21 protein-coding genes and 1 tRNA gene are annotated in these 19,946 nt (G+C 59.6%); 14 read left to right on the top strand and 8 right to left on the bottom strand.

All coding sequences use genetic code 11. The features are described from left to right. On the top strand, nucleotides 1–1,515 hold the full coding sequence (locus IE038_RS12210; RefSeq protein ID WP_163937549.1) for a tripartite tricarboxylate transporter permease: 1,515 nt from the start codon (nucleotides 1–3) through the stop codon (nucleotides 1,513–1,515). Next, the gene (locus tag IE038_RS12205; RefSeq protein ID WP_163937552.1) at nucleotides 1,508–2,539 is read left to right on the top strand and encodes an AbrB family transcriptional regulator; all 1,032 of its coding nucleotides are present in this window, start codon (nucleotides 1,508–1,510) and stop codon (nucleotides 2,537–2,539) included. Before IE038_RS12210 ends, IE038_RS12205 begins: the two co-directional genes overlap by 8 nt. Nucleotides 2,540–2,626: 87 nt before the next feature. Here IE038_RS12205 and ung read toward each other — a convergent pair whose 3' ends face one another. Continuing rightward, the gene (ung, locus tag IE038_RS12200) at nucleotides 2,627–3,319 is read right to left on the bottom strand and encodes a uracil-DNA glycosylase (protein WP_163937554.1); all 693 of its coding nucleotides are present in this window, start codon (nucleotides 3,317–3,319) and stop codon (nucleotides 2,627–2,629) included. A 129-nt stretch (nucleotides 3,320–3,448) separates the two neighbouring features. Between ung and dspII the strand changes: the two genes are divergently transcribed. Beyond that, nucleotides 3,449–4,567: an enoyl-CoA hydratase/isomerase DspII gene (dspII, locus tag IE038_RS12195; RefSeq protein WP_189395700.1), complete on the top strand. Its 1,119-nt coding sequence runs from the start codon at nucleotides 3,449–3,451 to the stop codon at nucleotides 4,565–4,567. A gap of 55 nt (nucleotides 4,568–4,622) precedes the next feature. Here the strand turns inward: dspII and IE038_RS12190 are convergent, their stop codons facing one another. Beyond that, entirely contained in the window at nucleotides 4,623–5,135 is a 513-nt protein-coding gene (locus tag IE038_RS12190) for a hypothetical protein (protein ID WP_189395699.1), read from the bottom strand. 213 nt (nucleotides 5,136–5,348) lie between these two features. Here IE038_RS12190 and IE038_RS12185 point away from each other — a divergent pair, with 213 nt between their 5' ends. From IE038_RS12185 to IE038_RS12145, 9 genes are all read left to right on the top strand, one after another. Further along, nucleotides 5,349–6,824 carry a sensor domain-containing diguanylate cyclase gene (locus tag IE038_RS12185; protein WP_189395698.1) on the top strand — a complete coding sequence of 492 codons (1,476 nt, stop codon included), beginning with the start codon at nucleotides 5,349–5,351 and terminating at the stop codon, nucleotides 6,822–6,824. Further along, nucleotides 6,821–7,042, top strand: coding sequence for a cysteine-rich CWC family protein (locus tag IE038_RS12180; protein ID WP_189395697.1), 222 nt, complete (start codon nucleotides 6,821–6,823; stop codon nucleotides 7,040–7,042). Before IE038_RS12185 ends, IE038_RS12180 begins: the two co-directional genes overlap by 4 nt. A 33-nt stretch (nucleotides 7,043–7,075) precedes the next feature. After that, the gene (locus tag IE038_RS12175) at nucleotides 7,076–7,768 is read left to right on the top strand and encodes a pseudouridine synthase (protein WP_163937560.1); all 693 of its coding nucleotides are present in this window, start codon (nucleotides 7,076–7,078) and stop codon (nucleotides 7,766–7,768) included. A 321-nt stretch (nucleotides 7,769–8,089) separates the two neighbouring features. Beyond that, on the top strand, nucleotides 8,090–8,974 hold the full coding sequence (locus tag IE038_RS12170; RefSeq protein WP_163937563.1) for an alpha/beta fold hydrolase: 885 nt from the start codon (nucleotides 8,090–8,092) through the stop codon (nucleotides 8,972–8,974). 150 nt (nucleotides 8,975–9,124) lie between these two features. Beyond that, nucleotides 9,125–9,198, top strand: a tRNA-Gly gene (locus tag IE038_RS12165). A 214-nt stretch (nucleotides 9,199–9,412) separates the two neighbouring features. Next, a complete protein-coding gene (locus IE038_RS12160; protein ID WP_163937494.1) occupies nucleotides 9,413–9,562 on the top strand; it encodes a hypothetical protein in 150 nt (49 codons plus the stop codon). Nucleotides 9,563–9,612: 50 nt separating this feature from the next. Further along, nucleotides 9,613–9,906, top strand: coding sequence for a NadS family protein (gene nadS / locus IE038_RS12155; RefSeq protein ID WP_189395696.1), 294 nt, complete (start codon nucleotides 9,613–9,615; stop codon nucleotides 9,904–9,906). Nucleotides 9,907–10,165: 259 nt separating this feature from the next. Then, a complete protein-coding gene (locus IE038_RS12150; RefSeq protein WP_163939873.1) occupies nucleotides 10,166–11,866 on the top strand; it encodes a SulP family inorganic anion transporter in 1,701 nt (566 codons plus the stop codon). A 308-nt stretch (nucleotides 11,867–12,174) separates the two neighbouring features. Continuing rightward, a complete protein-coding gene (locus IE038_RS12145; protein ID WP_189395695.1) occupies nucleotides 12,175–12,480 on the top strand; it encodes a DUF3077 domain-containing protein in 306 nt (101 codons plus the stop codon). Between the two features lie 119 nt (nucleotides 12,481–12,599). Here IE038_RS12145 and IE038_RS12140 read toward each other — a convergent pair whose 3' ends face one another. The 4 genes from IE038_RS12140 to IE038_RS12125 form a co-directional block, all read right to left on the bottom strand. Next, on the bottom strand, nucleotides 12,600–13,043 hold the full coding sequence (locus IE038_RS12140) for a hypothetical protein (RefSeq protein ID WP_189395694.1): 444 nt from the start codon (nucleotides 13,041–13,043) through the stop codon (nucleotides 12,600–12,602). Then, nucleotides 13,040–13,807, bottom strand: coding sequence for a hypothetical protein (locus tag IE038_RS12135; RefSeq protein WP_189395693.1), 768 nt, complete (start codon nucleotides 13,805–13,807; stop codon nucleotides 13,040–13,042). The genes IE038_RS12140 and IE038_RS12135 overlap by 4 nt, the downstream gene beginning before the upstream one ends. A gap of 249 nt (nucleotides 13,808–14,056) precedes the next feature. Further along, nucleotides 14,057–14,689, bottom strand: a complete 633-nt coding sequence (locus tag IE038_RS12130; protein ID WP_163937665.1) for a LysE family translocator — start codon at nucleotides 14,687–14,689, stop codon at nucleotides 14,057–14,059. A 68-nt stretch (nucleotides 14,690–14,757) separates the two neighbouring features. Then, nucleotides 14,758–15,828 (bottom strand): glycerophosphodiester phosphodiesterase, encoded by a 1,071-nt coding sequence (locus IE038_RS12125; RefSeq protein WP_189395692.1) that lies wholly within the window; start codon nucleotides 15,826–15,828, stop codon nucleotides 14,758–14,760. A gap of 114 nt (nucleotides 15,829–15,942) precedes the next feature. Between IE038_RS12125 and IE038_RS12120 the strand changes: the two genes are divergently transcribed. After that, the gene (locus IE038_RS12120; RefSeq protein ID WP_163937668.1) at nucleotides 15,943–16,965 is read left to right on the top strand and encodes a DUF4917 family protein; all 1,023 of its coding nucleotides are present in this window, start codon (nucleotides 15,943–15,945) and stop codon (nucleotides 16,963–16,965) included. A gap of 130 nt (nucleotides 16,966–17,095) precedes the next feature. Continuing rightward, nucleotides 17,096–17,989: a DMT family transporter gene (locus IE038_RS12115; RefSeq protein ID WP_163937671.1), complete on the top strand. Its 894-nt coding sequence runs from the start codon at nucleotides 17,096–17,098 to the stop codon at nucleotides 17,987–17,989. Here the strand turns inward: IE038_RS12115 and IE038_RS12110 are convergent. Then, nucleotides 17,986–19,203: a class I SAM-dependent methyltransferase gene (locus IE038_RS12110; RefSeq protein ID WP_163937675.1), complete on the bottom strand. Its 1,218-nt coding sequence runs from the start codon at nucleotides 19,201–19,203 to the stop codon at nucleotides 17,986–17,988. The two genes, IE038_RS12115 and IE038_RS12110, sit on opposite strands and share 4 nt — an antisense overlap. Before the next feature lie 108 nt (nucleotides 19,204–19,311). Further along, the gene (locus IE038_RS12105; RefSeq protein ID WP_163937678.1) at nucleotides 19,312–19,929 is read right to left on the bottom strand and encodes a TPM domain-containing protein; all 618 of its coding nucleotides are present in this window, start codon (nucleotides 19,927–19,929) and stop codon (nucleotides 19,312–19,314) included. Nucleotides 19,930–19,946: the final 17 nt, after the last annotated feature.

Raw genomic sequence — 19,946 nt, 5'->3', positions numbered from 1 at the left:
ATGGATACCCTCAGCTATCTGGGCCAAGGCTTCGGCGTCGCCCTGAGCCCCTACAACCTGGTCACCGCCCTGGCAGGCACCCTGATCGGCACCGTGGTCGGCCTGCTGCCTGGCCTAGGGCCGATCAACGGCGTAGCCCTGTTGATCCCCATTGCCTTTGCCCTTGGCCTGCCGCCGGAGTCGGCACTGATCCTGCTGGCAGCGGTGTACCTGGGCTGCGAATACGGCGGGCGAATCAGCTCGATCCTGCTCAACATTCCGGGCGAAGCCTCCACCGTAATGACCACCCTCGACGGCTACCCCATGGCACGGCAAGGATTGGCCGGGGTGGCCTTGTCGCTGTCCGCCTGGAGCTCCTTCATCGGTGCACTGATCGCCACCTGCGGCATGGTGCTGTTCGCGCCGTTATTGGCGAAATGGGCGATAGCCTTCGGCCCCGCGGAATACTTCGTGCTGATGGTCTTTGCCATCGTCTGCCTGGGCGGCATGGCCGGGGACAGGCCGCTGAAAACCTTCATCGCAGCCTTGATCGGCCTGTTCCTGTCCAGTGTCGGGATTGACGCCAACAGCGGTGTGTACCGCTTCACCGGCGACAGCGTGCACATGGCCGACGGCATCCAGTTCGTCGTTCTGGTACTGGGCCTGTTTTCCATCAGCGAGATTCTCCTGCTGCTGGAAAAAACCCACCATGGGCATGAGGCGGTAAAAGCCACCGGACGCATGCTGTTCAACCTCAAGGAAGCGGCTTCGGTGTTCGTGGTGAACATTCGCTGCGGCCTGCTCGGCTTCATCATGGGCGTGTTGCCGGGTGCTGGCGCGACTCTGGCCAGTGCGGTGGCCTACATGACCGAAAAACGCATCGCTGGCGCCAGCGGTACCTTCGGCAAAGGCGACAAACGCGGCCTGGCCGCGCCTGAAACGGCGATTGGCGCATCCTGCTGCGGTGCTCTGGTACCGATGCTGACACTCGGCGTACCTGGCTCGGGCACCACCGCCGTGATGATCGGCGCCCTGACCCTGTACAACATCACCCCAGGGCCACTGCTGTTCGAACAACAGCCCGATATCGTCTGGGGCCTGATCGCGTCGCTGTTCGTCGCCAACATCATGCTGGTCATTCTGAACATCCCGATGATCCGCCTGTTCACCCGCATCCTTGCAGTACCGAACTGGGCGCTGGTGCCGGTGATTGCGATCATTACCGCCATTGGCGTGTATGCCGTCCACGCCACCACCTTCGACCTGTTCCTGATGATCGGCATCGGTATCTTCGGCTATATCCTGCGCAAGCTCGACTTCCCGCTGTCACCGATTCTGCTCGGCTTCATCCTCGGCGGGCTGATGGAACAGAACCTGCGCCGGGCGCTGTCAATTTCCAACGGTGCACTGGACATCCTCTGGGCCAGCCCGATCAGCCTTTCGGTATGGGTACTGACTGCGTTCATGCTGGTACTGCCGTTGCTGCGTATCTGGCGCAAACGCAGCGTACAACGACGAGTCTTGGCCGATGCCTGATTCAGCACGACATGGCGGGTGGGCAACGGTACTGGTCGGCCTGTCAGGCGGTTTTCTCGCCAGCCAGGTCGGCTGGCCATTGCCCTGGATGGTCGGCTCACTGCTGGCCGTCATCCTGATACGCTGCCTGACGCCCTGGCAACTGAAAGAGATCCCGGGTGGCCGTAAAGGTGGGCAATGGATCATCGGTATAGGCATCGGCCTGCACTTCACCCCGACGGTCGTCGAACAGGTGGCGAGCCACTTCGGCCTGATCTTCTTCGGTGCATTGCTTACCAGCCTGTCCAGCGTGGTCGGGGTCTGGCTGTTGCGTCGTACCGGCGAGGATCGGGCCACGGCATTCTTCTCAAGCATGCCGGGCGGCTCGGGGGAAATGGTCAACCTTGGCGCCAGCAATGGCGCGGTCCTCAGCCAGGTCGCAGCGGCACAAAGCCTACGGGTGCTGGTGGTAGTGTTGTGCGTGCCAGCCGCGTTCAAGTTCCTGCTCGGCGACGGTGTACCGCTGCAGCACACCGGCAATGTCGATTGGCACTGGCTGGCTGTGGTACTCCCACTGGGTGGGCTAGTGGCGTGGGCATGGCAACGGCTGCACCAGCCCAACCCCTGGTTGTTCGGCCCATTGCTGGTCGCCGCCAGTGTCAGCATTGGCTGGAACCTGCAGATCGGCTTGCCAGACGGCGCCAGCCAAATCGGCCAATGGCTGATTGGCAGCGGCCTGGGCTGTCACTTCAACCGGGCGTTCTTTCGCCGCGCCCCGTCGTTTCTCGGGCGGACACTGATCGCCACCTCATTGAGCATGTTGATCGCGGGTATGGCCGCGTGGGCCTTGAGCCTCGCCACCCACCTCGATCTGCGCTCACTGACCCTGGGCATGATGCCGGGTGGCATTGCGGAAATGAGCCTGACCGCCGAAACCTTGCAACTGTCGGTGCCACTGGTAACGGCGCTGCAGGTCATGCGCCTGCTATTTGTACTGTTTCTGGCAGAACCCTTGTTTCACCACTGGACCCGGCACACCGAGTGACATGCGCCCTGCGCAATCCGGGAACCCGCCCGGCTTGCGCAACACACAGGCAGTATTTCAGCACCATCCAAGCGTGCCGGAAAAGCCTCAGGCGGTCGGCAGACGCCAATCAATAGGCATCAGGCCACGCTGCTCCAGGAAGCGATTGGTCTGACTGAAATGGCCACACCCGAGAAAGCCGCGGTACGCCGACAAAGGCGATGGATGCACCGAGGTCAGGACCAAATGCTTGGTCGCATCGATCAACTTGCGCTTGCTTTGCGCGTGCGCGCCCCACAACAGGAAAACCAGGTTTGGCTGGTGCTCACTCACCACTTCAATGACCCGGTCAGTGAAATGCTGCCAGCCCTTGTTCGCGTGGGATGCCGCAGTGCCACGTTCGACGGTCATGGTGGTATTGAGCAGCAACACCCCCTGTTCCGCCCAATGCTGCAGGCAACCATGACTGGCGATATCGATGTTCAGGTCGCGCTGCAGTTCTTTGTAAATGTTGAGCAACGACGGTGGTATCGGCGTACCTGGCTGTACCGAAAAGCACAGGCCATGAGCCTGACCGGGGCCGTGATACGGGTCCTGGCCCAGAATCACCACCTTGACCTTGTCCAGCGGCGTGGAGTTCAGCGCATTGAAAATCATCGGGCCTGGCGGGTAGATCTCTTTGCCTGCAGCATGCTCCTGGCGCAGGAAATCCCGTAGTTCCTGCATGTAGGGCTGGTCGAACTCGCTGCGCAAGGCCTGCTTCCAGCTGGGTTCGAGTTTGATGCGGTCGTCGTCGGTCATGGTGTCATCCAAAAAACAATGGGGCGGACACTAGGAAACCCGTTCGTGCTTGTCAATCGATCCGACCGACGACCGGCACGATCACCAGCAACGACCATACTTTCGGGATGAACCTATTGAGGCCTCCCCATGAGCGTGGAGTTTGAAGTATTGAGCGGTGCAGATGGCGCTGGCATCGGAATCGCCAGCCTGAATGCGCCGCAGTCACTCAATGCGTTGTCACTGCCGATGGTTCAGGCGCTGTACACGCACCTGCAGGCCTGGGCTGAAGACCCTCGAATCGTCTGCGTGCTGCTGCGGGGTAACGGCGACAAGGCCTTCTGTGCCGGCGGCGAGGTCCGCAGCCTGGCCCAGGCCTGCCTTGACCGACCCGGTGAAGTACCGCCGATGGCCGCGCATTTCTTTGCCGCCGAGTATCGCCTGGACTACTGCCTGCACACCTACCCCAAACCCCTGTTGTGCTGGGGTCACGGCCATGTGCTGGGGGGCGGCATGGGCCTGCTGCAAGCAGCCGCCGTGCGTATCGTCACCCCGAACAGCCGCCTGGCCATGCCAGAAATCAGCATTGGCTTGTACCCGGACGTCGGCGGCAGTTGGTTCCTCTCGCGCCTGCCCGGCAAGCTGGGCCTTTTTCTGGGCCTGACCGGCGCACCGATCAACGCCCACGATGCGCTGGACCTGGGGTTGGCCGACCGTTTCATGAACCCGAATCAACAAGAAAACCTGATAGAAGGCCTGCTGCAATTGAACTGGCAGGAGCAATCCGCCATGCAACTGAACAGCCTGTTGAAAGCCCTGCAACAGGAAGCGCTGCATGCCCTGCCGCCCGCTCAATGGTTGCCTCGCCGTCAGCACCTGGACACCCTGCTTGATGTCGGTGATCCCGTCTGTGCCTGGCGCGCCATCGCCCAGCTAAGACATCAACCCGACATCCTGCTCGACCGTGCCGCACAAACAATGCTTGAGGGTTGCCCGCTCACTGCCTTACTGGTCTGGCAACAGATTGCTCGTGCACGGCACCTGTCATTGGCACAGGTATTCCAAATGGAATACGCCATCAGCCTGAACTGCTGCCGCCACCCGGAATTCGCCGAAGGGGTACGCGCTCGCCTGATCGACAAAGACCAGAAGCCGCACTGGCACTGGCCAGACATCAGCCATATACCTGCTGCGGTGGTCGAGGCGCACTTTCACAAGGTATGGGAAGGCCGCCATCCGCTGGCTGACCTGCAACAGCCGCTCATGTAGGTGCCGTTGCAGGCAAGCCCGCGCAAGGCGGTGCCTTCCAAGTGCCTAGGAGATATCAGCGGTTCCAGTTGCGATCTGACCTGCCATCCCGGTCCTGACCACGGCCATGATCCTGACCACGGCCGTAATCCTGACCCCGGCCATGCTCCTGACCGCGCCCGTAATCCTGACCCCGGCCATGCTCCTGGCCGCGCCCATAATCCTGACCCCGGCCACGGTCATGCGCCTGGCCACGGTCATAACCCCGACCGCCATCACGATCCCGGCGAGAGACATCCCGGTAGCCATGCTCGTCATGACGGTAACGGGCGTCATAACCACGCCCCTGGTAACGATTGTAGTAAGGCTCGGGGGCGGCTCGGTAGTAACGCGGCTCAGGCGCGTAATAACGCTGCTGAGGCACCACATAGTAGCCTCGGCCATACGAGTAGGAAGGCCGGTCGTAGTCCCGATAGGGGTAACGATCTACGGTGTACACGTCGTTGCGGTAGTAGCCATGGTCTCCATAAGGTACGCACGCAGCCATTAATGAACCCAACACTACGATCAGCAAAAGTCGGCGATACATGGCGGCCTCCTGGACCGCGAAACTGCACATCCCAGCGGCGCTGGTCGGCGTCGATCGATAATCATCGACCGGCACAGCATCAGACAGGTAAAAAAGCACCCAGTGCCGTAAATGAAATAATTTGATACAAGGCTTATAGCCTTAAAAATCATCCAGTTATTTTTTTCCAAGACCACTAGAATACAAGCCACTGGTACCAGCAACGGAAATGCCATGCCGCCTCGTTCTGCCTTGTTTTCACAACGTTCGCTGATCCTGGCGTTACTCCTGCTGTTGGGTTGCGGCTTTCTGGCGACCTCCCTGCTCAGCTACTTCGCCTCACGCAGCTCGATCCGTGACAACATCATCAATACCGAGCTGCCACTGACCTCCGATACCCTCTATTCGGAAATTCAGAAAGACCTGGTGCGCCCCATCCTCATCTCATCGATGATGGCCAACGACACCTTCCTGCGCGACTGGGTACTGGCGGGTGAACACGAGCCTGAGCGCATGACCCGCTACCTGAACGAGGTAATGGCTCGCAATCGTGCCTACACCGCGTTTTTCGTCTCAGACCTTACCCACACCTATTTTCAGTCCCACGGCGTACTCAAGCAGATCGACCTGCAGGAGGCCCGTGACGCCTGGTACTTCCGCCTTCGAAGCCTCGATGCGCCTTATGAAATCAACGTCGACCTGGACATGGCCAACCAGGACAACATGGCCATCTTCATCAACTACAAAGTCCTTGATTACCAGAACAACTTCATCGGTGCCGCCGGTGTCGGGCTAAGCCTCGAATCGGTCATCAAGTGCATCGACGACTACCAGAAACGCTACAAGCGCAGCATCTACTTTGCCGATCGCCAGGGGCGCATCGTGGTCACCGGATCGGACGGTGGCCCCCAGGGCATGCGGGCCGGGCAACACTTGAGCGAAGTCAAAGGGCTGGGCGACCTGGCTCAACAAATGCCGCTCCCGGTGAGCGGAAGCCGCGAGTACCAGAGTGCCGACGGCCACAACCAGTTCCTGAACGTCCGGTTCATCCCCGAGCTGAACTGGTACCTGTTCGTCGAAAAGCATGAAGATGGCCGCCTGGACAGCATCCTCCAGTCGCTGTACATCAACCTGGCCATCTGCGCGATGATCACCCTGGTGGTGCTGTCGTTGGTCAATGCCATGATCAAGCGTCACCACGAGCGTATCCAGTCCCTGGCCACCCTCGACAGCCTGACCGGCCTGCCAAACCGCCGAGCCTTCGACCTGCTTGCCGCACAGGCCTTGCTCGAAGCCCAGCGCGAGCCCAAGCCACTGGTGGCATTGCTGCTCGACCTGGACCACTTCAAAGCCCTCAATGACACCTACGGCCACCTGGCAGGCGACGAAGTACTGCGCCAGTTCGCCCGTGTACTGGAGAGCTGCCTGCGCGTGTCCGACATCATCTGCCGTTGGGGTGGCGAAGAGTTCGTCGTATTGCTCCAGGGCAGCGAGCATCAGCAAGCCATCAGCGTTGCCGAAAAAATCCGCCAAAGAACCGAGCAACTGGCGTTCAATTATGCTGATGCCAACATCAAGCTAACCGTCAGCATCGGCTTGAGCAGCCTTCAGCCGGACGATACGCTACACACCCTGATCGGCCGCGCCGACCATGCGCTTTACCGCGCCAAGCAAAGCGGGCGCAACCGCGTCTGCACGGATCACGCATGAACGACAGCACCCTCTGCCCGGCCTGTGGTGCCCGCAACCACTGCAGCCTCGCCAACCCCAGCAGCGCCACGCACGACTGCTGGTGCTACGGCGTCAGCATCGACCCGCAGGTACTAGAAGCGCTGCCAGCCGAGCTGCGTGACAAAGCCTGCCTGTGCCCGCGCTGCGCCCAGGTAGAAGACCAACTGCAGGCAGCCAAGGACGCTGCAAAGCGCTAAACTGCGCACCCGATACTGGCCCCTCCTCGCCCCATGCGCCTCGACCGTTTCCTCAGTAACCTGCCCTGCTACAACCGTCAGCACGTTCGCCTGCTGCTGGCAGAGCGCCGCGTACGTGTCGATGGCATCCCGGTCACCGAACCTCGGCATGATGTGCGCGAGTTCAGCCGAATCGAAGTCGATGATCAGCTTGTGCAAGCCGGCCGACCACTGCGCTACTTCATGCTGCACAAGCCCGCGGGTTGCGTCAGCGCCACGGTCGACCCACAGCACCGCACGGTCCTCGACCTGCTCGACGAGCCGGACAAACACGACCTGCACATCGCCGGACGCCTAGACTACAACACCACCGGCCTGCTGCTGATCACCAACGATGGCCTATGGTCCAGGCGCCTGACCCAACCGCAGACCAAACTCCCCAAGGTCTACTACGTTGAAACCGAGCAGGTCATCGGCGAGCACTACATCGAAAAGTTTCGTGAAGGCTTCTACTTCGCCTTTGAAGACCTCACCACGCAACCGGCCGACCTGACGATACTCGGCACGCACAGCGCTCGCCTGAGCATCGTTGAAGGCCGCTATCACCAGGTCAAACGGATGTTCGGCTTCTTTGACAACAAGGTCATGCGCCTGCACCGCGAACACATGGGCCCCCTGCAACTCGACCCGGCGCTGCAGCCCGGCGAGTACCGCGCCTTGCGCCCCGACGAAATCAACGCGCTCTGACGTCACGACCGCCTGGCAGAAAAATATCGCCAATTACACCAATGGCACTTGCAGGTTCGGCACATGGCTGCTTGAACCCAAACGTCGGTCTGCATGTGACTCGCCAGTCACAACCGCAGTCAAAGACACCTTTTTGCCGGCTACCAGCACCTCGAAGTGATGGAGTCCGGCGGATTGCCCGCCTAGAACAATACCCGTCGACCAGCCTGTAGCGGATCGACAAGGGCCCTCAGTTTCACTTCAAGGCGTATGCCTACCTGTCATAAAGAACGTGCAAACTTGCTTGCGCGATTACCCTTTCTTGCGCCAGGAGTCGACGACATGAGGCCAGAAATTGCTGTGCTGGATATACAAGGTCAGTACCGGGTTTACACGGAGTTCTATCGCGCAGACGCCGCCGAAAAGACGATCATCCTGATCAACGGATCGCTGGCAACCACTGCCTCGTTCGCCCAGACGGTGCGTAACCTGCACCCGCAATTCAACGTTGTGCTCTACGACCAGCCCTACTCGGGCAAGTCCAAGCCGCACAACCGCAACGACCGTCCGCTGACCAAAGAGATCGAAGGCCAGATCCTTCTGGAACTGATCGACCACTTTGCTGCCGATCAGGTGATGTCCTTCTCCTGGGGCGGCGCCTGCACCCTGCTTGCCTTGGCCCACAAGCCACGGCGTATCGAAAAGGCGGTGATCAGCTCGTTCTCGCCGGTGATCAACGAACCGATGCGCGACTACCTTGAGCGCGGCTCGTACCACCTGAGCAAGTACGAGCGATACGAAGTCGGCGCCCTGGTCAACGACACCATCGGCAAGCACCTGCCGTCGCTGTTCAAACGCTTCAACTACCGGCATGTCAGCAGCCTGGACAACCACGAATACGCGCAGATGCACTTCCACATCCACCAGGTGCTCGAACACGACCTGGACAACGCCCTGCGCTCGGCCCGTGTCATCGACATCCCGGTGCTGTTCATGAACGGTGAATGGGACGAATACACCACCACCGAGGACGCCCAGCAGTTCAGCAAACACGTGCGCAACAGCCACTTCAGCCAGATCCAGAGCGCCGGCCACTTCCTCGACATGGAACACAAGGCCGCCTGCCGCGACTCGCGTGAAGCACTGTTGAGCTTCCTCACCCCCACGCCCCGGGAACACCGCGTACGCACATCGTTTACCCTCGGAGAACATGCCTTTGCCCTCTGAGCATCGGGGTCACCGGTAACGCAGCAACCTGCATCAAACGCCTCCAGGCGCCCGCAAGATGCAAACCTTGCGTTACCGGCCGACCGCACAACACGCGTGAAGAAAGGCTTCAATTCCCGTCGCACTTCTGGTACAAAGTCGTCCTGCAGAGCGGGTGTCGTATAATGGCATTACTCCAGCTTCCCAAGCTGATAACGAGGGTTCGATTCCCTTCACCCGCTCCATTTTCGCTTCTGAAAAAATCCATCTGACTCTATAAGCTACTGAAAATAAGGAATTGTTCCTTAGCATCAGTCCAGCCTGATCTCCCCCCTCCCCCCGCAACTACGACTATTCCAATCCTTTAGTACATCAATACGACTACGCCAACGCCTGTTGCACCGCGCGAAAGTACGACATAGACTTCAACTACGCCAATGACGCACATCCAAGGACGGCATGATTTTCATCGAAACAACCATTTTCACAGCGGATGTGAAGACTCACCTCGAAGATGAAGAGTACCGGAAGCTCCAGCACTACCTTGCAGAGCATCCAGAAGCAGGTGATCCCATTGAGGAAACCGGGGGATTGAGAAAGATCCGCTGAGCCGCAAAAGGAAAGCCAGTACTAAAAAGCATCAACCAAGGGTGGAAATGATGGGCAAAAATCTCTTCGATCGTCTTGTTAACAGCATGACTGAGATGGATGAGATCGCCCGCGGTGAGCGCACGCCATCCCGGGAATTCCGGGTCGACGCTGTGCACGTAAAAGCAATCCGCGAAGCGACAGGTCTTACCCAAGAAAAATTTGCAAAACGAATCGATGTGCCCGTTGGGACCCTCAGGAACTGGGAACAGGGACGTCGTGTTCCAGAAGGGCCAGCACGTGCATTACTGCGTGCGATTCATAATGATCCTACTCATGTGCTTGCCGCGCTGGCAGAAGCATAAAGCCCCCGCCACATGGCAGGCTCAGGTTACAGACGCCCCCGTTTTTTAGCGGGGTGTTTGTCTAGCCCTGCGCATTTGCCTCTCGCCTGACTCAAAACAACGCCAGTCGCTTTACTGTCGAAATTTCTTGCAACGTTTCTGCAATCGGGTACAAACAAATCATCTCGCTGCACCCTGACCGGGCGCCCTGTCCGCCGCAGTGTTTCGGCGCTAGGGATTGAACGCGGCGTTGTTCTGAAACAGTCGAAAGGACCCGTTCATGTTTCTCTCCCGCTGGCTTCCGGGCCTGGCCAATTTGCTGCATTACCGCGCCGAGTGGTTTCGCCATGACCTTCAGGCCGGGCTGTCTGTTGCCGCGATTCAGATCCCTATCGCCATTGCCTATGCGCAGATTGTCGGCCTGCCGCCGCACGTGGGGTTGTATGCCTGCATCCTGCCGATGATTGTCTATGCCTTGATCGGCAGTTCGCGACAGTTGATGGTCGGGCCAGATGCGGCCACCTGTGCGATGGTTGCCGGGGCCATTGCGCCGTTGGCGATGGGCGACCCGCAGCGGCTGGCGCAGTTGTCGGTGATTGTCACAGTACTGGTGGGGCTGATGCTGATCGCTGCCGGGGCGGCACGGGCCGGGTTCATTGCCAGCTTTTTCTCGCGACCTATTCTGATTGGCTACCTGAACGGGATCGGCCTGAGCCTGCTGGCCGGTCAGTTGGGCAAGGTGCTCGGTTTTCAGATCGAGGGCGACGGCTTCATTCTCAGCCTGATCAACATGCTGCAGCGCCTCAACGAAATCCATTGGCCCACGTTGGCCATTGGGGTTGCCGGGCTGATTGCACTGATCTGGCTGCCCCGGCGCTTTCAACGCTTGCCGGCTGCGCTAGTGACTGTGGCCATCGCCACGCTGGCGGTTGGCGTGCTGCGGCTGGACCACTATGGGGTGGCCATTCTTGGCGCGGTGCCAGCCGGGATGCCGGAACTGGCGTGGCCGCAAACCAACCTCGCCGAGATGAAAAGCCTGATGCGTGACGCCCTGGGTATCGCGACGGTAAGTTTCTGCAGTGCGATGCTCACCGCCCGCAGTTTCGCCGCACGCCATGGCTACGCGATCAATGCCAACCATGAGTTTCTTGCGCTGGGCGTGTCAAACCTCGCCGCCGGGGTATCCCAAGGCTTCGCCATCAGCGGTGCCGACTCGCGCACGGCGGTCAACGACATGGTAGGCGGCAAGAGCCAACTGGTGGGCATTATTGCCGCCCTGATGATCGCGGCGATCTTGATGTTCCTCACCGCGCCCCTGGCCTGGATTCCCCAGGCTGCGCTGGGTGCCGTGCTGCTGATGGCGGGTTGGGGGCTGATCGATGTGCAGTCGCTGCGCAAGATCCACGCACTCAGCCGCTTCGAGTTCTGGCTGTGTGTGCTCACCACCGTCGGCGTGCTGGGTGTTGGTGTGCTGCCGGGCATTATCATTGCCGTGACCCTGGCCATCCTGCGCCTGCTGTACAGCATCTATCAGCCAACCGATGCCGTACTCGGCTGGCTGCCCGGTGTCGAAGGCCAGGTCGACATCCGTCACCATGAAGATGCCCGCACCGTCCCGGGCTTGGTGGTATACCGCTTTGACGATGCGATTCTGTTCTTCAACGCCGACTATTTCAAAATGCGCCTGCTCGATGCGGTGCAACGTGAACACCAACCCCGTGCGGTGCTGTTCGACGCAGAAGCCGTCAGCGCCATCGACGTCAGCGGCATCGCAGCCTTGCGCGAGGTGCGGGACACCCTCAAGGCACAGGGCATTCTGTTCGGCATTGCCCGTGCACGCGGCAAGTTTTTGCGCATGCTGGTGCGCTCGGGGATCGCTCGGGAGCTGGAGGATCGATTGCTGTTTGGCTCGGTACGGGCCGGCATTCGCGCCTACCGCGTATGGCGCAATCGGAACAAAGAGCTGTTTGCATCAGAGTAAGCGAAACTTCCTACAGAACCTTGGGAAGCGCTGACCTTGTTGAACAACGGCACGCCCACTAGCCTTCGGGAGTCGCTGCATATTCAGCGACCAGATGTGGAAGTCTGGACCCTCTATAGGCGTGTATTCCCTGACAGGTGAATGCTGGCGTACTTTTATGCCTGTATGATTTGTTATGGCGGCTACGCGCAGGGCACCCGTTGTGGTGCGCCGGATTCCTATAGACCGGTCTTCCACCCTGCGTGTGGCTGCCACCCTCATGTGGAAGTGAGTCAGGGCAGCTCCTCTATGTCTATAGGAGCTTTACCATGATCAAGATTGTTCCCGACCCACCGCGTTGCGCGCCCTATAAAACGGCCTCGCTGCCTTTTGGTTCCTGCGACGCAGGGCACCCGCCGTTGTTTTCCGTTAACGAAGGCATTAGTGCCGAAGACGCGCTGGTGCATGCCTCCTTGCAACTGAAGGCGGGCATCGATGCCGTCAACCAGACCTGCTTCTGCCAGGAGCGCACCCCGGAAGGCTTGCGCTGGGCCTCGCTGCACGCGATGGAGGCGGCCAAGGCCTTGATCGACGCCCTGCTCGACGGGTTCGAGGCACAGGCCATGGAGCGCTGACACCCCACTGACGCCATCGCAGGCAAGCCTGCATCCCACACGGTTTGATCGGAGCCTGTGGGAGCGGGTCTTGCCCGCGATGCAAGCGCCGCGCACTCACTGATACCCCACCGGCGTCATCAACCAGCCACATGACGCACGTTGAGCTTCCGAAGACTCCAGAACTTTATGACCTCAGACACCACAACCAAAACAATCATCAACAGCGGGCTATAACCTGGAAAAAATTGAACGCCTACCAATAAAACCGAAACCGAAGGCACAATAAAAAACAGCCTCAAAGGCAACTGTGAGTACGCGACCCACCTGGCTGCATCTCGCCGGGTCAAAAATAAAAAACAGCTAACAAATATCGATAACTGCAACACCCAGCTCAGCGCAACCATTGCCACCTGAGCGGAGCCTAGCTCACCCAGCAATGCCAATGTATTTTCCAGATCCGTTAGGTAGGGTATTTTTTTATGACGGAGGCTACCCAATACATACCAGACAAGATAAAGCGCATCTAGCCCGCCCCATACAAACCACACCACCGACTTGCAGTCACTGTTTTCGACTTTCATTGTTCATCGGTTCTCCGCTCATACACGGTGTCTGCAGTAGCAGGAACCCAGTGCCAAGACTTGCCGGTTTCTCGCCACTCGTCCTCGGATTCCTGAAAGCGCTGCTTTATGCGTCGTAAGGACCCGTAGGCATGCATTGCCGAGCCCGTTTCATAGGAAAGCTCATCATTAGCGAGCGGAACCCACTCTTGAATCAGAGTACGAGTAGTATTTGTAAAGTCCTTCCCATCAGAGAAAATCAAGCGTCCCTCATCAATTAACGAACCAGATCGATTGATCAGTACAGCGAGCGTGTTCCTGATACCATCGTAATCAATTTCTTTTTTTACCCATTTCCCAGCCCCGAACTGAGTACTGGCTTTTCTATTATCACGCCCCATTATATTAGCCATCGTCAAGGGCTCACCCTGTTTCAACTCATCATTCGTGAGTTTGGCTGGTGACCTGGCGGGTGTACCAAGCGAAAAAGATTTACCGGTCAGGTGAGCATATATGCCGAAGGTATCCTGACTCAGGGGACTGAATGGACTATTAGTAACCAGTAGCCAGTCACCTCGACTGACGGCTTCAAGAATGCGAGCTTTATCCTGTTCATACAAACACTGCTCAATGGAAGATCCGGACTCACTGATAAGATCAATCAGCCCGTCTATTTCCATAGGATAAAAAAGTGAACGTTCTACATCAGATAAAGCGAAAAAAGGACTTTCAATTCGAGCAAGGCTAAAGGCGCTCATGTCGCGCCGGCGAATCAGTCGTTTCATTTGAACACCAAAGGTGAGGGGGGCGTCTTGTTTTGTAGTCGCAACGAGGTTGATACCACTGAAACCCTCACTCCAAACGCCAACCCTTTCCCAATAACGCGTATGAAATTTCCGAAAATTCACTCGTTGAGCCAAAAAGAATCACTCGCTTCTCTCTGACGCGATGCAGGTACCCCGCCAAAGCCATCACTGACAAGCCTGCATCCCACAGGGAACTGCAGGCTTGCCCGCTATCGCCCCCCCCCACGATTAACCCGCCAGCAACCCCGGCAAGGCATGCACCAGCGCATTGATCGCGAAACCAATGAACATCAACCCGCAGGCCCGGGTAATCCACAATTCATACCGCACATACAGCGTACGCACCTGACGCGCGCCCACCAACGCCACCAGAATCGCATAGGCCAGCAAGCCACCCACAAAGCTGAGCACGATCAACAAGGGCAGCATCGACCAGGTCAGGGCCTCGGCACGGCTGGATAACAGTGCTGTAAAGGTGGCAACGGCCACCGGGTACGCCTTGGGGTTGGTCAGGCCGAACACCACGCCGTGCCAGAACGGTTGACGCACAGGCCCCTGCTGACCTTCTTCAGTAGACGGGCGGCTGCGCAAGGCGCGCAGACCAAGCCAGAACAGGTACAAGCCGCTGATTACGCCCAGACCATCGAACAACAGGCTGCCCACCTGGCGTGCGCCAACAATGGCCACCAGTGCAGTGCCACACCAGAGCACATCCCCCAGCAAGTGCCCACAGAGAAACCCGGCACCCGCCCGTCGCCCACGTGCTGCGCCGATACCGAGCACCGCCAGGACACCGGGGCCAGGGGTAATGCCGTAGATAAAGCCGGAGGCGAGCACAGCAAATACGAGCGAAAACGTCATCGGAACACGGGGCCTGTATAGAACACGGCACGTGAGTCTACGCGCGCTTCCAGGTGGCAGCCAGCCACTCAATACCCCAAGGATTCAAGAATCGGCGCTTCATCTTGCGGCAGTGAGCGCCCCAGAAAGCGCTGCAACTCACCGCTGCGGTTGGTGAAGATGCCATCGACTCCTGCCGTCAGCACCTTTTGAAAGTCCACCGCTTGATCAACCGTATAGGCATGTATCAGCAGCCCTTTATCATGGGCCATCCAGATCATTCGGGGTTGCACAAGGTTGGCGTAACTCTGCTCACCACCCCCGGTCAGCGCCACCGAGGCACCCACCCCAATCGCACCGCCGGCCTTGGCATAGTCGAGCCAGCGCTCGAATTCGGCGTTGTCTTTAGGGCGTTGTCGCGCGAGGAAGGCGGCTTGATCGGTTTCCCCTGACTCAGCGAAGGTTTGTGCCTCGGCGGGTTCAACGTAGCCCTTGCCCAACCACAACAACAGCATCTTGGGTACCTGCGGCATGATCCTATGCAGCAAGGCCAGGCTGTCGCGGTCGAAGGTTTGCAGCACCACCCGACCTGGCGTGTGCAGCCAGCCACGGGCCTGCAGCCGGTCATGCAGGTTCTGCTCAATACCGGGGAACAGCTCAGGCGCTTTGGTTTCAATGTAGAGGCCCGGCACCCGTTGCGGATTGGCCTCGGCAATGTCCAGCACATCGTCCAGGGTGAGGATCTGCAACCCGGCATACGCCGGGCGTGCGCGTGCAGGATAGGCCTGGTTGAACCAGGTGCCCATATCCAGTGTTTTCAGTTCCGCCAGAGTGAAGGCGCTCACTGGGCGGTCCTTGCGTTCAGGGAAGCGCTGGGCCACGTCGCTGGTGCGTAACAGGTTGCTGTCATGCACCACGACCAGCATACCGTCGCTACTGCGCTGAAGATCAAGTTCAAGGTAGTCAGCGCCCAATTCACGTGCCAGTGCATAGGCCGCCGCGGTCGACTCCGGGGCATCGAAAGAAGCGCCGCGATGAGCGATCACCGCTGGGTACGCGATACCTTGTGCGGCCGCCAAGCCTGCGCCGTCGGCAGCCTGAGCCGTCATCCAAGGCAGCAGCAAGACACTCAAGGCGGCAACAATGCGGTGTATCGACATGGGCTTCTCTCAACCGGTAGACGCCTCCAGCATAGTCGCCCACGCTGATGACAAGCGGGGTGTGCGTGATACAGTCGCGCCCATTCCCTTGCACGATCTGTCTGTGAGCACCGCATGCCCTCTGCCAACTTCGACGCCACCCTCGCCGCCTGGCCTGAACTGGCCTCACGCCGCCCTTGCAGCGGGCTGCTGCTGGGCAACGGTGCCAGCCGCATGGTGTGGCGCCCGTTCGCCTATTTCTCGCTGTTTGAACTGGCCCAGCGCGTACGTAACAAGCCCTTGGGGCTCACCGATCAAGCCTTGTTCAAGTCCATGGGTACCGAATTGTTTGAGCCGGTGCTCACGGCGCTGAACACCACGGTGCGGGTCAATGCAGCCCTGGCCATCAGTTCGTCGGCACCGCTGAACCGCTATTACGCAATCAAGGAAGCGCTGATTCATGCCGTGCGCAGCGTACATATTCCGTGGAAGCTGCTACCTGCCTCGACCCTGCGCACCCTCAACCAGGCACTGCGCAATTACCGCAGCATCTATTCGAGCAACTATGACCTGCTTGCTCATTGGGCAATGAGCCACGCGCCCGAAGGGTTTCAGGAGCTGTTCGATGAAGAGGGTGTGTTTGATGTACGCCGCAGCCGCGGTGAAGGCCATCGCGTGCTTTACCTGCATGGCGGCCTGCACCTGCTCAAGCAACAGGACGGCAGCACCCGCCAGCGTAGCGCCCGTGAGAGCGCCCTGCTCGATGGCTTTGCGGTGAACACCCCAGGCGATGTGCCGCTGTTCATCAATGAAAGCAGCAGCGACGACAAGCTGCGCGCAATTCGTACGTCGGACTACCTGAGCTGGTGCCACGGTGAACTGGCCTGCCATGACGGTGGCCTGTGTATTTTCGGGCACCGCCTGGACAGTTCCGACCGGCATTTAGTGGAAGCCATCAAGCAGGCCAACCCCGGCCACCTCGCCATCGCGGTACACCCACTCAGCGAGGCGGCGATCATTGGCCAGAAGCAGCACTATGCGGGGTTGTTTGCCGAGCGCCCGGACATCGAACTGTGTTTCTTCGATGCCAGCAGCCACCCGTTGGGGCAGGCTGAGTTGGCGGTGGCCGTCCCTCCTGCCAGCAAGCGTCGCCGCTAAGTCGCTAGACGGGCACCGGTCACGCACGTTCGCACAGGACTGTATGCGTCGATTTGTGCCCAACTGTAACAAGACCGTACCCAGCGCCTGTGGCTCAATGGACGGACTTATCTGCCCAAGGCGTTCCCGCATGTCTACCCGTGAAAACACCGGCATGGCCCTCGGCCTGCTCGGCGTGGTCATTTTCAGCCTGACCTTGCCCATGACCCGTATCGTCGTGCAGGAACTGCACCCACTGCTCAATGGGCTGGGCCGGGCGCTGGTCGCCGCCATTCCCGCCGCCGCGCTGTTGCTGTGGCGCCGTGAAAAATGGCCGACCTGGCAGCAAGTAAAAGGGCTGAGCCTGGTGGCGCTGGGGGTCATTCTTGGGTTCCCGGTGTTCTCTGCGTGGGCCATGCAAACCGTACCGGCGTCCCACGGGGCGCTGGTCAACGGCCTGCAACCGCTGTGCGTAGCGGTATACGCAGCCTGGTTGTCCCACGAGCGCCCGTCAAAAGCCTTCTGGGCCTGCGCCGCACTGGGCAGTGTGTTGGTGCTGGCCTACGCCATGATCATGGGAGCCGGACAGATTCAGGCCGGTGACCTGCTGATGCTTGCCGCCATTGCAGTGGGTGGCCTGGGGTACGCCGAAGGTGGGCGTCTGGCCCGTGAAATGGGCGGTTGGCAGGTGATCTGTTGGGCGCTGGTACTGGCCAGCCCGTTGTTGCTCGGGCCGGTGGTGTACCTGGCGCTGCAGCACCAGGGCGAGGTCAGCAGCAAGACCTGGTGGGCCTTCGGTTATGTTTCGCTGTTCTCGCAGTTCATCGGCTTCTTTGCCTGGTACGCCGGCCTGGCGCTGGGCGGCATCGCCCGGGTGAGTCAGGTACAGTTGCTGCAGATCTTCTTCACTATCGCCTTTTCCGCGCTGTTCTTTGGCGAACACGTCGAGCCGATTACCTGGGTGTTTGCCACCGGGGTGATTCTGACCGTGGTACTGGGCCGACGCACACGGGTGCATCCAGCCCAGCGACCCGCGAAGGTTTAGGCCGCAAGCAAACCGTCAGCCCGCAGCAGGGTTTCCAGGCAATGTTCCTGGACGCCATAGAACGCTTTGAGTTCCTGGATTCTGGCCATCAACACGCTCGCATCGACCGGATCGCGACGCTTGATCGCCAGGATCATCTTGTTCTTGTTGGTGTGTTCAAGGGAGATGAACTCAAACACCTTGGTTTCATAGCCGCAGGCTTCCAGATACAAGGCACGCAGGCTGTCGGTCAGCATTTCAGCCTGCTGGCCCAGGTGCAGGCCATATTGCAGCATCGGTTTGAGCAAGCCTGGGGTGTGCATTTGCGGACGAATCTGTTTGTGGCAGCACGGCGAGCACATGATGATGGCCGCACCACAACGGATACCGGTGTGAATGGCGTAGTCGGTGGCGATGTCGCAGGCATGCAGGGCGATCATCACGTCGATGGCGCTGGGCACGACGGTACGCACGTCGCCATGCTCGAAATGCAGGCCCGGGTGTTCCAGTTGCGCGGCAGCCTTGTTGCACAGCTCGACCATGTCCTGGCGCAGCTCGACGCCGGTGACCTGAGCGTCACGCTGCAAGGTGTTGCGCAGGTAGTCATGGATGGCGAAGGTCAGGTAGCCCTTGCCCGAGCCGAAGTCCGCGACGCGCAGTGGTTGCTCCGCGCCCAGGGTCGAGCTGCCGAGGGCATGGGAAAACACCTCGATGAACTTGTTGATCTGTTTCCACTTGCGCGACATGGCTGGAATCAGCGCATGCTGCTTGTCGGTGACCCCCAGGTCGACCAGGAAGGGGCGGCTCAGTTCCAGGTAGCGTTTCTTCTCCCGGTCATGCTCGCCTGCCGGTGCCTGGCGTGCCTGCTGTGCTGCGCTGTGGTGCAGCATCGGCTTGCCTTTCTTGCTGAACTCCAACTGGGCTTCATCGCTGAGGCTCTGCAGGTGGGCGTTGCGAAAACTGCCTGGCAGCAGTTCAGCCACCAGTGCCAGGGCTTCGTCGACCGGCAAATTGCGGGTGATGTCGCGGGTCTGGTAGCGGTAGACGAACGACAGGCAGGCCTGGCCCTTGACGGTCAATGGCTTGGCGATCACCCGTTGCAGGGCTTCTTCAGTGCCGACATGGCGCGCCAGCACCAGTTTGATCAGGGCATTCTGCTCAAGGCAGGTGGCGAGCAGGGCCAGAAACTGCGCACGCGCATCCGGCGCGGCCTGGGCGGTAGGGGTATCGGACATCAGGAGTGGGTGCCTCGGAATGCGGGGACGCGCCAGACGGCGCCAGTGCCGGGCATTTTACGTGGATGACCGGCGCAGGCACAGCTTTTGTCGATGATTGCCCTGCCCTTACGGCAACATCACCAATCGATTGGGCAATTCATTACGGGTCTGCGTCAGCGGGACATGGGCACTGAGCTGTACGCCACAGGCCTGGATACAGTCAAGAAACCCCTGCAAGGTCTGGCCTTGCCCGACCTGCTCGGTAAAGCGCTGAACGATGCTGTCCCAGACCTGATTGTCCAGATGCCGCGAGATGCCTTCGTCGACCAGAATCTCTACATAGCGCTCGGCCTCACTGACAAAGATCAGCATGCCGGTGTTGCCCATCGTGCGGTGCAGGTTCTGTTCAAGGAACTGTCGCCGGGCCAGGTTCGAGGCCCGCCAATGGCGTACAGCGCGCGGAATCAAGCGGGTGGTCAGGCGCGGCAGGCGAAACACCAGGCTCAGCACGATGAAGGTCAGCCATTGGAAGATCAGCAGGCCATGCCCACCCGGCCAGCCGCTGAGGTAATGGATAACGCCCGGCAGCACCAATGCTGACAGGCTGGCCCAGAGCAACGGGATATAGGTGTAATCGTCAGCACGGGCTGCAAGCACCGTGACCAGTTCCGCATCGGTACTGCGTTCAACCTGGGCAATCGCCTCGGCGACCTGCCGTTGTTCAAATTCACTGAGCAATGCCATGCACTGTGGCTCTTGTT

The organism is Pseudomonas laurentiana (genome assembly GCF_014648275.1).
GTDB lineage: Bacteria > Pseudomonadota > Gammaproteobacteria > Pseudomonadales > Pseudomonadaceae > Aquipseudomonas > Aquipseudomonas laurentiana.
The sequence above is the reverse complement of the archived record's forward strand: the minus strand, read 5'-3'. Positions and strand labels throughout refer to the sequence as shown.

Excerpts from the sequence above, each read along its gene's own strand:
- IE038_RS12210 (WP_163937549.1), top strand. The coding sequence starts at position 1 with ATGGATACCCTCAGCTATCTGGGCCAAGGCTTCGGCGTCGCCCTGAGC.
- IE038_RS12205 (WP_163937552.1), top strand. The coding sequence starts at position 1,508 with ATGCCTGATTCAGCACGACATGGCGGGTGGGCAACGGTACTGGTCGGC.
- ung (WP_163937554.1), bottom strand. The coding sequence starts at position 3,319 with ATGACCGACGACGACCGCATCAAACTCGAACCCAGCTGGAAGCAGGCC.
- dspII (WP_189395700.1), top strand. The coding sequence starts at position 3,449 with ATGAGCGTGGAGTTTGAAGTATTGAGCGGTGCAGATGGCGCTGGCATC.
- IE038_RS12190 (WP_189395699.1), bottom strand. The coding sequence starts at position 5,135 with ATGTATCGCCGACTTTTGCTGATCGTAGTGTTGGGTTCATTAATGGCT.
- IE038_RS12185 (WP_189395698.1), top strand. The coding sequence starts at position 5,349 with ATGCCGCCTCGTTCTGCCTTGTTTTCACAACGTTCGCTGATCCTGGCG.
- IE038_RS12180 (WP_189395697.1), top strand. The coding sequence starts at position 6,821 with ATGAACGACAGCACCCTCTGCCCGGCCTGTGGTGCCCGCAACCACTGC.
- IE038_RS12175 (WP_163937560.1), top strand. The coding sequence starts at position 7,076 with ATGCGCCTCGACCGTTTCCTCAGTAACCTGCCCTGCTACAACCGTCAG.
- IE038_RS12170 (WP_163937563.1), top strand. The coding sequence starts at position 8,090 with ATGAGGCCAGAAATTGCTGTGCTGGATATACAAGGTCAGTACCGGGTT.
- IE038_RS12160 (WP_163937494.1), top strand. The coding sequence starts at position 9,413 with ATGATTTTCATCGAAACAACCATTTTCACAGCGGATGTGAAGACTCAC.
- nadS (WP_189395696.1), top strand. The coding sequence starts at position 9,613 with ATGGGCAAAAATCTCTTCGATCGTCTTGTTAACAGCATGACTGAGATG.
- IE038_RS12150 (WP_163939873.1), top strand. The coding sequence starts at position 10,166 with ATGTTTCTCTCCCGCTGGCTTCCGGGCCTGGCCAATTTGCTGCATTAC.
- IE038_RS12145 (WP_189395695.1), top strand. The coding sequence starts at position 12,175 with ATGATCAAGATTGTTCCCGACCCACCGCGTTGCGCGCCCTATAAAACG.
- IE038_RS12140 (WP_189395694.1), bottom strand. The coding sequence starts at position 13,043 with ATGAAAGTCGAAAACAGTGACTGCAAGTCGGTGGTGTGGTTTGTATGG.
- IE038_RS12135 (WP_189395693.1), bottom strand. The coding sequence starts at position 13,807 with ATGAAACGACTGATTCGCCGGCGCGACATGAGCGCCTTTAGCCTTGCT.
- IE038_RS12130 (WP_163937665.1), bottom strand. The coding sequence starts at position 14,689 with ATGACGTTTTCGCTCGTATTTGCTGTGCTCGCCTCCGGCTTTATCTAC.
- IE038_RS12125 (WP_189395692.1), bottom strand. The coding sequence starts at position 15,828 with ATGTCGATACACCGCATTGTTGCCGCCTTGAGTGTCTTGCTGCTGCCT.
- IE038_RS12120 (WP_163937668.1), top strand. The coding sequence starts at position 15,943 with ATGCCCTCTGCCAACTTCGACGCCACCCTCGCCGCCTGGCCTGAACTG.
- IE038_RS12115 (WP_163937671.1), top strand. The coding sequence starts at position 17,096 with ATGTCTACCCGTGAAAACACCGGCATGGCCCTCGGCCTGCTCGGCGTG.
- IE038_RS12110 (WP_163937675.1), bottom strand. The coding sequence starts at position 19,203 with ATGTCCGATACCCCTACCGCCCAGGCCGCGCCGGATGCGCGTGCGCAG.
- IE038_RS12105 (WP_163937678.1), bottom strand. The coding sequence starts at position 19,929 with ATGGCATTGCTCAGTGAATTTGAACAACGGCAGGTCGCCGAGGCGATT.